The organism is Streptomyces sp. NPDC025833, assembly GCF_055558055.1.
Genome location: NZ_JBVHNF010000014.1, coordinates 228,895 through 243,603 on the forward strand (window position 1 = coordinate 228,895; position 14,709 = coordinate 243,603).

11 protein-coding genes are annotated in these 14,709 nt (G+C 72.2%); 10 read left to right on the plus strand and 1 reads right to left on the minus strand.

Annotated elements, in window-relative coordinates; genetic code table 11:
• Positions 1-29: 29 nt before the first annotated feature.
• The 9 genes from ACZ4K2_RS25605 to ACZ4K2_RS25645 all read left to right on the plus strand — a co-directional run bounded on the left by ACZ4K2_RS25605 (position 30) and on the right by ACZ4K2_RS25645 (position 12,148).
• Positions 30-956 carry a carbohydrate ABC transporter permease gene (locus ACZ4K2_RS25605; protein WP_467475924.1) on the plus strand — a complete coding sequence of 309 codons (927 nt, stop codon included), beginning with the start codon at positions 30-32 and terminating at the stop codon, positions 954-956.
• A 4-nt stretch (positions 957-960) separates the two neighbouring features.
• Entirely contained in the window at positions 961-1,890 is a 930-nt protein-coding gene (locus ACZ4K2_RS25610) for a carbohydrate ABC transporter permease (protein ID WP_467475923.1), read from the plus strand.
• Between the two features lie 223 nt (positions 1,891-2,113).
• The gene (locus tag ACZ4K2_RS25615) at positions 2,114-3,313 is read left to right on the plus strand and encodes an ROK family transcriptional regulator (RefSeq protein ID WP_467475922.1); all 1,200 of its coding nucleotides are present in this window, start codon (positions 2,114-2,116) and stop codon (positions 3,311-3,313) included.
• A gap of 133 nt (positions 3,314-3,446) precedes the next feature.
• Entirely contained in the window at positions 3,447-4,556 is a 1,110-nt protein-coding gene (locus ACZ4K2_RS25620) for a sugar ABC transporter substrate-binding protein (protein WP_467476084.1), read from the plus strand.
• A 197-nt stretch (positions 4,557-4,753) separates the two neighbouring features.
• Positions 4,754-5,545, plus strand: a complete 792-nt coding sequence (locus tag ACZ4K2_RS25625) for an ATP-binding cassette domain-containing protein (RefSeq protein WP_467475921.1) — start codon at positions 4,754-4,756, stop codon at positions 5,543-5,545.
• Positions 5,542-6,822, plus strand: coding sequence for a sugar ABC transporter permease (locus ACZ4K2_RS25630; RefSeq protein WP_467475920.1), 1,281 nt, complete (start codon positions 5,542-5,544; stop codon positions 6,820-6,822). Before ACZ4K2_RS25625 ends, ACZ4K2_RS25630 begins: the two co-directional genes overlap by 4 nt.
• A 198-nt stretch (positions 6,823-7,020) precedes the next feature.
• Positions 7,021-8,964 (plus strand): 1-deoxy-D-xylulose-5-phosphate synthase, encoded by a 1,944-nt coding sequence (gene dxs / locus ACZ4K2_RS25635; RefSeq protein ID WP_467475919.1) that lies wholly within the window; start codon positions 7,021-7,023, stop codon positions 8,962-8,964.
• A gap of 136 nt (positions 8,965-9,100) precedes the next feature.
• On the plus strand, positions 9,101-10,624 hold the full coding sequence (locus ACZ4K2_RS25640) for an amino acid permease (protein ID WP_467475918.1): 1,524 nt from the start codon (positions 9,101-9,103) through the stop codon (positions 10,622-10,624).
• Positions 10,625-10,696: 72 nt separating this feature from the next.
• Positions 10,697-12,148: an ArnT family glycosyltransferase gene (locus ACZ4K2_RS25645; RefSeq protein WP_467475917.1), complete on the plus strand. Its 1,452-nt coding sequence runs from the start codon at positions 10,697-10,699 to the stop codon at positions 12,146-12,148.
• Between the two features lie 848 nt (positions 12,149-12,996).
• Here ACZ4K2_RS25645 and ACZ4K2_RS25650 read toward each other — a convergent pair.
• Positions 12,997-13,389, minus strand: coding sequence for a PIN domain-containing protein (locus ACZ4K2_RS25650; protein WP_467475916.1), 393 nt, complete (start codon positions 13,387-13,389; stop codon positions 12,997-12,999).
• Positions 13,390-13,462: 73 nt separating this feature from the next.
• Between ACZ4K2_RS25650 and ACZ4K2_RS25655 the strand changes: the two genes are divergently transcribed.
• Positions 13,463-14,479 (plus strand): PLL family lectin, encoded by a 1,017-nt coding sequence (locus tag ACZ4K2_RS25655; RefSeq protein WP_467475915.1) that lies wholly within the window; start codon positions 13,463-13,465, stop codon positions 14,477-14,479.
• Positions 14,480-14,709: the final 230 nt, after the last annotated feature.

Here is a 14,709-nt window from a genome sequence, read left to right on the forward strand (position 1 = left end):
TCCAGCATTCTGACAGCACCGGAGTGGCGATGCAGCACGGCAAGTACCGGTTCATCGTGGGGTTTCTGGCACTGCCCCTGGGACTGTACGCGCTCTTCGTGGTATGGCCTTTCATCCAGTCCATCTACTACTCGTTCACGGACTGGACGGGCCTCAGCCCCGATTTCAAGATGGTCGGGTTCGACAACTACGAGAGGATGCTCGACGACGACATCTTCTGGAAGTCGTTGCAGCACAGTCTGCTGTTCGCCCTGGTGCTGCCGGTGCTGACGATCGGGCTGGCGCTGTTCTTCGCCTTCATGATCAATGTGGGCGGACGGCGGAGAAGGGGCGGCCCCGTGATCTCCGGGGTCCGGGGCTCGTCCTTCTACAAGATCGTTTATTTCTTCCCGCAGGTGCTCTCGATCGCGATCGTCTCGCTGTTGTTCGCCTTCGCGTACAACCCGGACAGCGGCGCGATCAACTCGCTCCTGCGCGGCATCGGTCTCGACGGCGTCCAGCCGCTGTGGCTGGGTGATCCGAACCTCGCCCTGTGGTGTGTGATGGCGGTGCTCGTGTGGTCCACGGTGGGCTTCTTCGTGGTGCTGTTCTCCGCGGGCATGGCCTCGATCCCGGCCGAGCTGTACGAGGCGGCGCTGCTGGACGGCGCGGGCCGCGCGACCACGTTCTTCCGGGTCACCCTGCCGCTGCTGTGGGACACCGTGCAGTCCGCCTGGGTCTACATGGGCATCCTCGCGCTCGGCGCGGAGTCGTTCGCGGTCGTGCAGATCATGACGACCGGGCCGGGCGGGCCCGACTACTCGACCACGGTGATGGTCCTGTACGTGTACCAGAAGGCGTTCCGGGACGGTCAGGCCGCCTACGCCACCACCATCGGCGTCGCCCTGCTGGTCGTCACCCTCGCGTTCGCGGCGATCGTGATGCGGCTGGGCCGTCGCGAGCGGCTGGAGTTCTGAATCGATGAAGACGACCGAGACCCCCGTCCCGCAGCCGGCCGAGTCCGGCGCGACCGTCTCCAAGGCGGACAGGCACCCGGCCGCCCGGCGGCCTCCCGGGCAGAAGAAGGAGGGCTCCGTCCTCAACGTCTTCTCCCACGGCGTCCTCGTGATCTGGGCGATCATGGTGGTGATGCCGCTGGTGTGGGCGGTGATGACGTCCTTCAAGGACGACGGCTCCATCTTCGGCTCGCCCTGGTCCCTGCCGGACAGGCTGCACTTCGACAACTGGGCGCGGGCTTGGACCGACGCCAACATGAGCGATTACTTCCTGAACACCGTCCTGGTGGTCGGCGGCTCGCTCGTCGGCACCCTGGTGCTCGGCTCGATGGCGGCCTACGTGCTGGCCCGGTTCGACTTCCCGGGCAACCGCTTCGTCTACTACCTGTTCGTCGGCGGCATGAGCTTCCCGATCATGCTGGCGCTGGTTCCGCTGTTCTACGTCGTGAACAACATGGGCATGCTCAACACGATCCACGGTCTGATCGTGGTCTACATCGCCTACTCGCTGCCGTTCACGGTCTTCTTCCTCACGGCGTTCTTCCGCACCCTGCCCGCCTCGGTGGCGGAGGCCGCCTTCGTGGACGGCGCTTCGCACACCCGTACGTTCTTCCAGATCATGCTGCCGATGGCCAAACCCGGCCTGATCAGCGTGGGCATCTTCAACTTCCTGGGCCAGTGGAACCAGTACATGCTGCCCACGGTGCTGAACACCGACCCGGACAAGAAGGTCCTCACCCAGGGCCTGGTCCAGCTCGCGGTGAGCCAGGGGTACAAGGGCGACTGGTCCGGCCTCTTCGCGGGGCTGGTCATGGCGATGCTGCCGGTGCTCGCGGCGTACATCGTCTTCCAGCGCCAGGTGGTGCAGGGACTGACCGCGGGGGCGCTGAAGTAACGGCCACCGGCGGGGACGACACCCCGCGACCCTGTGTGCGCACACCGCTGCCGGCCTCCGCAGCGGTGTGCGTCGCTGTGTCCGGGTACCCGGAAACGGTTCAACCTTTTGACGAAACGGCTCAACCTCTTGACGTAAGTCACCCCGAACGGCTCAGCTTAGAGTTCACTAGTTGGACATACACGGGGCCTCACTGAAGCGGCCCCGCGCTCAGGAGGTCGTCGTGGAGACTCCAGGGTCGCAGTCGTCACTGCACCGGGCCAACCTGGAGCGGGTCGTCCGGGCCGTACGCCTGGCCGGGTCCCTCACGCAGGCGGAGATCGCGCGGACGACCGGTCTGTCCGCCGCGACCGTCTCCAATATCGTGCGGGAGTTGAAGGACGGGGGGACCGTCGAGGTCACCCCGACGTCGGCGGGCGGGCGGCGGGCCCGCAGCGTCAGCCTCAGCGGGGACGCCGGCATCGTGATCGGCGTCGACTTCGGCCACACCCACCTGCGGGTCGCCGTCGGCAACCTCGCGCACCAGGTGCTGGCCGAGGAGGCGGAGCCGCTGGACGTCGACGCCTCCGCCGCCCAGGGCTTCGACCGGGCCGAACAACTGGTCGAGCGACTGATCGCGGCGACGGGGGTGGACCGGACCAAGGTGGCCGGCGTGGGGCTCGGCGTGCCGGGTCCGATCGACGTCGAGTCGGGGACCCTCGGCTCCACCGCGATCCTGCCCGGCTGGGGCGGCACGAGGCCCGCCGAGGAGATGCGCGGGCGGCTCGGCGTGCCCGTGCACGTGGACAACGACGCCAACCTCGGCGCCCTCGGCGAACTGGTCTGGGGCAGCGGGAAGGGCGTGCGCGACCTGGCCTACATCAAGGTCGCGAGCGGGGTCGGCGCGGGTCTGGTGATCGACGGGACCATCTACCGCGGCCCGGGCGGCACCGCCGGGGAGATCGGGCACATCACCCTGGACGAGTCCGGCCCGGTCTGCCGGTGCGGGAACCGCGGCTGCCTGGAGACCTTCGCGGCGGCGCGCTACGTGCTCCCGCTGCTCCAGCCCAGCCACGGCTCCGACCTGACGATGGAGGGTGTCGTGCGGCTGGCCAGGGAGGGCGACCCCGGGTGCCGCCGGGTGATCGCCGACGTCGGTCGGCACATCGGCAGCGGAGTGGCCAATCTCTGCAATCTGCTGAACCCGAGCCGGGTGGTCCTCGGCGGCGATCTCGCCGAGGCGGGCGAGCTGGTGCTCGGACCGATCAGGGAGTCCGTCGGCCGCTACGCCATCCCCAGCGCGGCGCGTCAACTGTCCGTTCTTCCGGGGGCACTTGGGGGTCGCGCCGAGGTGCTCGGGGCGCTCGCCCTCGCCCTCGGGGAGATGGGGGATTCAACCCTTTTGGACGGCGCGCTGCCGGTGGCCACCCCTGCCTTCACTTAGAGAACGGATGGCACCGTTGCCATCTCGTTAAGGATTTACTTCTTGACGTCGCACGTGTGGCCGAGTTGACTTCCAGCCACCTCGGCCGCAACGACGCGGCCTCGTCAGGGAGGTTTCCAGAGTGAACACGCGCATGCGTCGTGCCGCCTTTGCTTTCTGTGCCACCGCCATGGCCGTCTCGCTCGCCGCGTGCGGCAGCGCCAAGGAGTCCGGCGGCAGCGCCGACAGCGGGGAGACGAAGCCCGCCAAGGGCGACGACCTCACCGTCGGTCTGCTCCTGCCGGAGAACCAGACCGCCCGCTACGAGAAGTTCGACAAGCCGATCATCGAGAAGCAGATCTCGGAGCTGACGAACGGCAAGGGCAAGGTCGAGTACCTCAACGCCAAGCAGGACCCGACCCTCCAGTCGCAGCAGATCGACACGATGATCACCAAGAAGGTCGACGTGCTGATCCTGGACGCGGTCGACTTCAAGGCGGTCGCCCAGGGCGTCAAGAAGGCCAAGGACGCGGGCATCCCGGTCGTCGCCTACGACCGCCTGGCCGAGGGCCCGATCTCCGCGTACACCTCGTTCGACAACGTCGAGGTCGGCAAGACGCAGGGCGAGGCCCTGCTGAAGGCCCTGGGCGGCAAGGCCAAGTCCGGCAAGATCGTCATGATGAACGGCTCCGTGACCGACCCGAACGCCGCGCAGTTCAAGAAGGGCGCCCACGACGTCCTCGACGGCAAGGTGGACATCGGCAAGGAGTACGACACCAAGGAGTGGAAGCCGGAGAACGCCAACGCCAACATGGCGGGCGCCATCTCCTCCCTCGGCAAGGACAAGATCGTCGGCGTCTACTCCGCCAACGACGGCATGGCCGGCGGCATCATCACCGCGCTCAAGGGCGCGGGCCTCAAGACCCTTCCCCCGGTCACCGGCCAGGACGCCGAACTCGCGGGCGTGCAGCGCATCGTGACGGGCGAGCAGTACATGAGCGTCTTCAAGTCGTACCCGCAGGAGGCGGAGACCGTCGCCAAGATGGCCGTCTCGATCGCCAAGACCGGCAAGGTCGACGGCTCGCTCGGCGCGGGCACCGTCGACAGCGGCACCGAGAAGGGCATCCCGGCCGTCATCGTCCCGGTCGTCTCGCTGACGAAGGCCAACATCCAGGACACGGTCGTCAAGCAGGGCTACTACACGGTCGACGACATCTGCACGGCCAAGTACAAGGCCGCCTGCGCCAAGATCGGCCTGAAGTAACACCCCCGGGGGCCGCCTCGGCGGCCCCACCGGTCCGCACGGGAGCCGCGCGCCCACCGTTCGCGCGGACCGTGCCGGCGCGTCCGGCGCCCCGCCGCCGACAGCCCCGCAGCACAACGGCGGGGCGCCGGACGTCGCACCCCCCTCACTCTTCATGTTCAACCTCCCGCCGGGGCCAGGCCCGGGCGGCGAAGGAGATGGTTCACGTGTCCGCTACGCCCGTGCTGGCGTTGCGCGGGGTCTCCAAGCGATTCGGTGCCGTCCAGGCGCTCACCGACGTAGAGCTTGAGGTCCATGCCGGAGAGGTGGTCGCCCTCGTCGGCGACAACGGCGCCGGCAAGTCCACCCTCGTCAAGACGATCGCGGGCGTGCACCCCATCGATGACGGTGTCATCGAGTGGGAGGGCCGCCCCGTCACGGTCGGCCGGCCGCACGACGCCCAGCACCTGGGCATCGCCACGGTCTACCAGGACCTCGCCCTGTGCGACAACATCGACGTCGTCGGCAACCTGTTCCTCGGCCGTGAGATCAAGCGGTGGGGTGTCCTGGACGAGGTCGAGATGGAGCGCCGCTCCCGCGAACTGCTCCAGACCCTGTCCATCCGCATCCCCAGCGTGCGCATCCCGATCGCGTCGCTCTCCGGCGGCCAGCGCCAGGTCGTGGCCATCGCCCGCTCCATGCTCGGCGAGCCCAAGCTGGTCATCCTCGACGAGCCGACCGCCGCCCTCGGCGTCGAGCAGACCGCCCAGGTCCTGGACCTCGTCGAGCGGCTGCGCGAGCGCGGCCTCGCGGTCATCCTCATCAGCCACAACATGGCCGACGTGAAGGCCGTGGCCGACAAGGTCGCCGTCCTGCGGCTCGGCCGCAACAACGGGGTGTTCGAGGTCGAGACCACCTCGCAGGAAGAGATCATCTCCGCCATCACCGGTGCCACGGACAACGCCGTGACCCGTCGCGCGGCCCGCACCAACGCGGAGGCCCGGAAGTGAGTATCGACAAGTCCCAGGCAGCGCCCGTCGAGGCGCCCGCCGTCGCGGCCGACGCCGCGCCCGTCGTCGACCCCCGCCTGCTCGTGCGCGAGCAGGGCTTCGCCGGCTACGTCACGGAGTTCGGCCGCAAGATGCGCGCCGGCGACCTCGGCGCCCTGCCGGTCGTGGTCGGCCTCATCGTCATCTGCGTGATCTTCCAGAGCCTCGACTCGGCCTTCCTCGGGGCGGAGAACCTCAACAACATCTTCGTCGCCATGGTGGCCACCGGCATGATGTCGGTCGGCATCATCTTCGTGCTGCTGCTCGGCGAGATCGACCTCTCCGTCGGCTCCGTCTCCGGCGTCTCCTCGGCGATCACCGCCGTGATGAGCGTCACGCACGGCGTCAACGAGTGGCTCGCCGTCCTGGCCGCCCTCGCGGCCGGCGCGGTCATCGGCGCCCTGCACGGCTTCTTCTTCGCCCGGCTCGGCGCGCCCGCGTTCGCCGTGACCCTGGCGGGCCTGCTGTTCTGGAACGGCTTCATGCTCCAGATCCTGGGCTCGAACGGCACGATCAACCTCGACGGTGACGGCGTGGTCGGCAAGCTCACCACGTACTACTTCTCGGACGTGTCCGCCGCCTACCTGCTGGCCCTCGTCGCGGTCGCCGGGTACTTCCTGCCGGCCTTCCTCGGCAACCGCCGCCGCGCGGCCGCGGGCATCCCGTCCCGCCCGCTGGCCGACATCGTGCTGCGCACCGTGCTCCTGGCCGTCCCCGCGTTCGCCGTCGCGGTGATTTTCAACCAGTACAAGGGCCTGCCGCTCGCGGTGCTGCTCTTCGCGATCGTTCTGGTCGGCAGCGACTTCGTGCTGCGCCGCACCACGTACGGCCGCAAGGTCCTCGCGCTCGGCGGCAGCGTGGAGGCGTCCCGCCGCGCCGGCATCAACGTCACCCTGGTGCGCGTCTCGGTCTTCGCCGTCGCGGGCTTCTTCGCCTCGGTCGGCGGCCTGTTCTGGGCCTCCAAGATCGCCGCCGCCAACCAGAGCGCCGGCTCCGGCGACCTGCTGATGAACGTCATCGCCGCGGCCGTCATCGGCGGCACCAGCCTCTTCGGCGGCCGGGGCCGCACCTGGAACGCGCTGCTCGGCGTCCTCGTGATCACGTCGATCCAGTACGGCCTCGCCCTCCGGGGCATCGCCACCCCGATCCAGTACATGATCACCGGCGGTGTGCTCCTCGCCACGGTCGTCATCGACTCGGTCACCCGCAAGACCCAGAAGTCGGCCGGCCGCGCCTGAGCACGGCCGCCGCACCGCACGACCGCGCCCGGCACCGCCCCACGGTGCCGGGCACGGCCGTGTCCGAAGGCCGGCCGCGAGGGTACAGCCGTTCGCGTGGGCCGGGACCCGCCGCCCGGCCGCCGGGCGTGCGGGCGGAACATTAGACTCGTCCAAGCCCGGCAACAGCTCGATCAGCTCTACTGCAAGGAGGCACGGGTGCCGCTGCTGACCCGCATCACGGGACCGCGCGATCTGGACCGGCTCACCCTGGAGGAGCTGGACCGGCTGGCACAGGAGATCCGGACCTTCCTCGTCGAAGAGGTCGCCAAGACCGGCGGCCACCTCGGTCCCAACCTCGGTGTGGTGGAGCTGACCATCGCCCTGCACCGGGTCTTCCACTCGCCCAAGGACAAGGTGCTGTGGGACACGGGCCACCAGTCCTACGTCCACAAGCTGCTGACCGGCCGGCAGGACTTCTCCAGGCTGAAGATGAAGGGCGGCCTGTCCGGCTACCCCGCGCAGGGCGAGTCCGAGCACGACGTCATCGAGAACAGCCACGCCTCCACCGTCCTCGGCTGGGCCGACGGCATCGCCAAGGCCAACCAGCTCCTCGGCCGGGACAGCCACGTCGCCGCCGTCATCGGTGACGGCGCGCTGACCGGCGGGATGGCCTGGGAGGCGCTCAACAACATCGCCGAGGCGAAGGACCGCCCGCTCGTCATCGTCGTCAACGACAACGAGCGCTCCTACGCCCCGACCATCGGCGGCCTCGCCAACCACCTGGCGACCCTGCGCACCACCGACGGCTACGAGCGCTTCCTCGCCCGGACGAAGGACATCCTCGACCGCACCCCGGTCGTCGGCAGGCCGCTGTACGAGACGCTGCACGGCGCCAAGAAGGGGCTGAAGGACTTCATCGCCCCGCAGGGCATGTTCGAGGACCTCGGCCTGAAGTACGTCGGCCCGATCGACGGCCACGACATCGAGGCGCTGGAGTCGGCGCTGGCCCGGGCCAAGCGGTTCGGCGGCCCGGTCATCGTGCACTGCCTCACCGAGAAGGGCCGCGGCTACCAGCCCGCCCTCCAGGACGAGGCCGACCGGTTCCACGCCGTCGGCAGGATCCACCCGGACACCGGACTGCCCATCGCCTCCTCCGGCGCCGACTGGACCTCCGTGTTCGGCGAGGAGATGGTCCGGCTCGGCGAGGAGCGCGAGGACATCGTCGCGATCACCGCGGCCATGCTCCAGCCGGTCGGCCTGGACAAGTTCGCCAAGCGCTTCCCCGAACGCGTGTACGACGTCGGCATCGCCGAGCAGCACGGCGCCGTCTCGGCGGCGGGCCTCTCCCACGGCGGCCTGCACCCGGTCTTCGCCGTGTACGCCACCTTCCTCAACCGCGCCTTCGACCAGGTCCTCATGGACGTGGCCCTGCACAAGCGCGGCGTCACCTTCGTACTGGACCGGGCCGGCGTCACCGGCACCGACGGCGCCTCGCACAACGGCATGTGGGACATGTCGATCCTCCAGGTGGTGCCCGGACTCCGGCTCGCCGCGCCGCGCGACGCCGAGCAGGTGCGCGCACAGCTCCGGGAGGCCGTCGCCGTCGAGGACGCGCCGACCGTGGTGCGCTTCTCCAAGGGCGCCGTCGGCCCCGCCGTCCCGGCCGTGGGCCGCGTCGGCGGCATGGACGTGCTGCGGGAGCCCGGCACCGGCCGGCCGGACGTCCTGCTGGTCTCCGTGGGCGCCCTCGCCCCGATGTGCCTGGAGATCGCCGACCTGCTGGACCGGCAGGGCATCTCCACCACCGTCGTCGACCCGCGCTGGGTCAAGCCCGTCGACGAGGCCATGGCGCCCCTGGCCGAACGGCACCGGGTCGTCGTCACCGTCGAGGACAACAGCCGCGTCGGCGGCGTCGGCTCGGCCGTCGCCCAGGCGCTGCGCGACGCGGGCGTGGACGTGCCGCTGCGCGACTTCGGCATCCCGCCGCGCTTCCTCGACCACGCCTCCCGCGCCGAGGTCATGGCGGAGATCGGGCTGACCGCGCCCGACATCGCCCGCCAGGTCACCGGGCTCGTCTCCCGGCTCGACGGCCTCACCGGCCGGGACGCCGCCGTCGACGGCACGGCCGGTGCCGTGGACCCGGAGCCCGCGCGCGACTAGAAAACGCCCCCACGGGCCGGTTCCGCCGCTTCTCCCGGTGGCGGAACCGGCCCGTTTGCGTGAACCTGCCTGTGCCGGGGCATACGGACCCCGACCCTCTCGATCATGTCCATGACGACAAGCGTGGGAGGTCGGCGTGAGCAACGCGCTGTTCCGGACGAAGAACGTCGAGCAGTCCATCCAGGACACCGAGGAACCCGAGCACGCGCTCAGGAAGTCGCTGACCGCCCTGGACCTCACCGTCTTCGGCGTCGGCGTCATCATCGGCACCGGCATCTTCGTCCTCACCGGAACGGCGGCCAAGAACAACGCCGGCCCCGCCGTCTCCCTGTCGTTCGTCGTGGCCGGCGCCGTCTGCGCCCTCGCCGCGCTGTGCTACGCCGAGTTCGCCTCCACGGTCCCCGTGGCGGGCTCCGCGTACACCTTCTCCTACGCCTCGCTCGGCGAACTGCCCGCCTGGATCATCGGCTGGGACCTCGTCCTCGAACTCGCGCTCGGCACGGCGGTGGTGGCGGTCGGCTGGTCCGGCTACATCCACTCCCTGCTCGACAACGCGGGCTGGCACCTGCCCGCCGCGCTCGCCGGCAGGGACGGCGCCACGGGCTTCGGTTTCGACATCCTCGCCGCCGCCCTCGTCCTCGTGCTCACCGCCGTCCTCGTCATCGGCATGAAGCTGTCCGCGCGGGTCACCTCCGTGGTCGTCGCGATCAAGGTGGCCGTGGTCCTCGTCGTCATCGTCGCGGGCGCGTTCTTCGTGCACAGCGGCAACTACGACCCGTTCATCCCGAAGGCCCAGTCCGCGGCGGCGGGCGGGAACCTCAAGGCCCCCCTGATCCAGCTCATGATCGGCTGGGCGCCCTCCAACTTCGGCGTCATGGGCATCTTCACCGCGGCCTCCGTCGTCTTCTTCGCCTTCATCGGCTTCGACGTCGTCGCCACCGCGGCCGAGGAGACCCGCAACCCGCAGCGCGACGTCCCGCGCGGCATCCTGGGCTCCCTTATCATCTGCACCACCCTCTACGTCGCCGTCTCCATCGTCGTGACCGGCATGCAGAAGTACAGCTCGCTGTCCATCGACGCGCCGCTCGCCGACGCGTTCAAGTCCACCGGCCACCCCTGGTACGCGGGCCTGATCAGCTTCGGCGCCGCCATCGGACTCACCACGGTCTGCATGATCCTGCTGCTCGGCCAGTCCCGGGTCTTCTTCGCCATGAGCCGCGACGGGCTGCTGCCCCGGTTCTTCTCGCACACCCACCCGCGCTTCCGCACCCCGTACCGGTCGACCATCCTGCTGGGCGGGGTCATCGCGATCGTCGCGGGCTTCACCAGTCTGAGCGAACTCGCCGAACTGGTGAACATCGGCACGCTCTTCGCGTTCATCGTGGTCGCGATCAGCGTGGTCATCCTGCGCCGCACCCGCCCCGACCTGCCCCGCTCCTTCCGGACCCCGCTGGTCCCGCTGGTGCCGATCGTCTCGGTGCTCGCCTCGCTGTGGCTGATGCTGAACCTGCCCGCGGAGACCTGGCTGCGGTTCGCGATCTGGATGGTGATCGGCTTCGTCGTCTACTTCCTGTACGGCCGCACGCACAGCCGGCTCGCGGAGCGGGAGCGGGCCGCGGCGGGCGACGTCCCGCGGCCGCCGACCGGTAAATCCGTGTGACACCCCGCCGGCACCGCCGGCCCCGTATGTCCCGCTTCGGCAGGGGGTGCGGGGCCGGATAGCGTGCACCCCATGCTCGCCGCCCCGCTCGCCCCCGCACGGACCGCGGTCATCACCCGGACGGCGTACTGGACGCGCCTCGTCCCCCTCCTGGCGGCGCTGGCCTGCACCACCCGGATCCCGTCCTTCGTCCGGCCGCTGTGGAACCCGGACGAGGGCTTCCTCGCGGTCCAGGCGCGGCTCCTGGCCCAGGGCGGCGAGCTGTACGGCACGGTGGTGGACCGCAAGCCGCCGCTGCTGCCCTGGCTGTACCAGGCCGCGTTCGCGCTCTGCGGCTCCGGCTCGCTGGCCCCGCTGCGGGTGCTCGCCGTCCTCGCCCAGCTCGGCACCGCCGTCCTGCTGGCGTCCCTGGCCCGCCGCCGCTGGGGCGACCGGGCCGGCCGCACCGCCGGGGTGCTGTACCTGCTGATCTCCGTGGGGCTCAACCCCGAGGACGCGCAGGCCGCCACCTTCGAGGTGTTCATACTGCCGGGCACGGCCGCCGCCCTGTGGTGCGCGGACCGCGGGCGCCCCGGCGGGGCGGGGGCCGCCGTCGCCGCCGCCTTCCTGGCCAAGCAGACCGGGGGAGCGGTGCTGCTGCCGGTGCTCTGGCTGCTGCGCCGGCGGGGCGTCGCCGGGGCGGGCCTGCCGCGGCTGGTGGCCGGGTTCGCCGTGCCGGTGCTCGGCGCGGCCCTGGCGACGGACCCGGCCGGCTTCCTGTTCTGGACGGTGACCGGCTCCGCCGCGTACGCCTCCGTCACCGGCTCCGAACTGCACGTCGTGGCCCGGGCGCTGGCCAACGCCGGAGTCCTGGCGGTGGCCTCGGCGGGGCTGCTGCCCCCGGTCGTACGGGCCCTGCGCGGCGCCCGCACCCAGGTGCCCGAGGTGTGGCTGTGGCTGGCCTCCTCGGCCGCCGCCGTCGTCGTCGGCTGCCACTTCTTCGGCCACTACTACCTGCAGCTCATGCCGCCGCTCGCGCTGCTGGCCACCGCCGCGCTGGAGGTCCTGCCCGGGGAGCGGCGCCGGGCGGCCGTCCGCACGTCGGCCTGCTCCTGCGCCCTCTTCATCGCCTGGGGCCTGCTCGTCCCGCGCCCCGAACTCGCCCACGCCGAGCGGCTGGCGGACGCCCTCACCCGCCGCACGGCACCCGGCGACCGGGTCCTGGTGTGGGGCATGCACCCGGAGACGTACTGGCTGGCCGGCCGCACCCCCGCCACCCGCTACCTCACCGCGGGGCTGCTCACCAACTACAGCGGCGGCCGGGACGGCCCGCGGGTCGGCGAGGAGTACGCCGTCGCCGGCGCCTGGCCCGTCTTCCGCCGGGAGATGACCGAACACGCGCCCGCCCTGGTCGTCGACGACTCCCGCGGCGAGCCGTACGCCCCGGACCGCCTCCCGACCCTGCGCGGCCTGCTGGCGGCCGGCTACGCGGAGGTCGCCCGGATCGACGGCGCGATCCTCTACGCCCGCACCCCACCCCCGTGACCCCCCACGTGCCGCCCCGGGCCCAGATGTGCGACCCACCGCCCCCCGCCCGTCGGCTCCGGTCCGCCCCGGGCTCCGTCGCCCCCCGCCCGCCGTCACCGTCCGACCCGCCCGGCGGGCTCCGGCCCCTGCCCGCCGGTGCCGGGCCTCGCGGGCGGCCTGCCCTTGCACACCCGTGCCCAGGTGTGCCGGCCCACCGCCCCCCCGCCCGTCGGCTTCCGTCCGTCGTCGTCCGGCCCGCCCGGTGTGCTCCGGCCCGTGCCCGCCCGCGCCGGTCCTCGCGCGGGCGGGCCTGCCCCCGCACTCCGGGTTGGGGCAGACCCGTTCACAGACCCGCGTACACCGCACGGCCCCGTCCCGCACGCGTCGGGTCCCGTCTGCCCCAGGGCCTTTCGTCCGCCCCGGACGCCGTCGCCGTCCGGCGCCCGCTCCCGTGCGGCACCTGCCCGCCTGCTCCGTACCCCGCACGCGCCGCCCGGCCCGTCCCCCGCGCACCCGCCCGGCTTCCGAGCCGGAGCGGCGCCCGTCTCCGCACGCCCCGGCCTCCGGCGGGCCCGCAGCGTGCAGTCGGCTGGCCCCGGGGCGTGCCCGTGCCTGCGATCCGGCGCCGACCGGCACGGGCCGGCTCCGTCCGGCTTCCCGGCCGTCGCCGAGTGCGCCGTCGGGGCACCCCGGCCCCCTCCGCCGAGGGATGCACCGTGTGGTCCGTGCGCTCCGGCCCCTGCCAGCGAGCCCGCTGCCCGGCACCGACCCGTGCCGGCCTCGTGCGGCCCCGGCCGCGTCCGCCGTCCCGGCCGTCCGGCCGTCGTAGAGTCCGCCGGCCCGCAGGCCGGGCGCGACGGGGGCGGTCAGCCCCAGACGGCCCGTGGGCCCGTCACCTCCGCGCCCAGATTCGTGACGCGGTGGCGTAGTTCGCGGTCCGCGGTGATCACCAGGCGGGGGCGGTCCGGGCTGGCGGCGGTCAGTTCCACGATCCGGTCGTCCCCGCTGCCCGGCGCCTGCTCCACCCGCACGCCCGGCACCGACGTCACACCACGGGCCGCGCCCTCGACCACGAGCACGATCTCCACCGGCCCCGGACGCCCGGGCAGGCCCTCGGCCGCCAGCCGGTCCCGGAGCCGCTCGGCCGCCCCCCTGCGGTCCCGCCACCAGCCGTCCGGCCGGGCGCCGACGACGTTCGCGCCGTCCACGAGGACGAGCGGCGGACCGGGGGCGGAGGCGGGGGGAAACGGGTCGCTCATGCGGCAAGGGTGCCACGGGCGCCGGGCGGGGGCCGGGCCTCCCGGCGGGCGGCGGGCGGCTTAGAGTGAACCGGTGAACGGCGACTGGCTCCTCCGCGGCCGAGACGGCCGGCTCAGTGTGTACCGGCTGTCGGGCGACGCCGTGCTGTGCCGGGCGGAGCGCGGACCCGGCGGCCCGTGGTCCGACCCCCGCAGGGTGGGCGGCGAGCAGCGGCTGCACCCCGTTCTGGCGGCCGGTCAGGGCGCCGACGGCTACGCCCACCTGGTCTCCTGGCGGCCCACCGTCCCGGGCGAGTCCGGGCTGGTCCACTCCACGCACTACCGCCCGCACCTGGCGGCCCTCGACTGGCAACCGATCGGCCACCCGAACAGGAAGGGCGACCGCACCGGCACGCCCGCCGTCGCGGTGGACGCCCAGGGCCGCGCCCACGTCTTCGTGCCGAACCGCGGCGGCGGGGTGAGCATGATCATGCAGAAGGAGAAGGGCGGCTGGGACCCCTGGCGCGACCTCAAGGGCCGCGAGGTGCGGGACGGACTGGCCGCGGTCACCGCGGAGTCCGGCAGGGTCGAGCTGTACGCGGCCGTCCCGCGGGGCCTGCTGTACTGGCGTCAGGAGAAGCCGGGCGCCCAGCCCGTGCTCCAGGAGGCCCTCGAAGCGCCGGTCCGCCCGGGCACCCTGCGAGCCCTGGCCACCTCCGCCGACGGCACCACCGTCTTCTACACCGGCACCGACGGCGACGTGTGCGCCTGGCGGCCGGGCGGCAAGCCGGTCACCGTCCTGCCCGCGGCGGGCCCCGGCCCGGTGTCCGCGATCCGCTGCGAACTGGACGGCCACGACTGCACCTTGCTGGCCCAGCGCACGGAGAACCGCCGCGTGGCCTTCGCCGCGTACCCGACCGAGCGGGAGACGGCGGGCGCCTGGTGGACCGAGTCCGGCCCCGAACTGCCCCTGGACGCACTGGTGTCGCTGGCGGCGGACGAGACCGGCCGCGTGGTGGCGGCGACGCTGTCCCCGTCCACCGGCCGCTTCCTGCTCACCCGGCGCAAGGACGAGCAGGGGCTGGCGCTGGAGGCGTGGCGGGAGATCTGAGCCGGGCGCACGCCCCGGCGGAGGACGCTCGGGAGGGGGCGCGGTGCGGACGCGTGCACCGGGGTTCGGTCTCCACGCGGACGAGGAGCGGACGGCCCGGGCCGAGGGGATCGTCCGCCGGGCCGTGGCGGCCCACGGCGCCCGGACGCCGTGCCGGACCGTCTTCCCTACGGTCACCGGGGGCGGGACACCGGTCGCAGGCCCGCACGACCACCTCGTGGAGCAGCGGG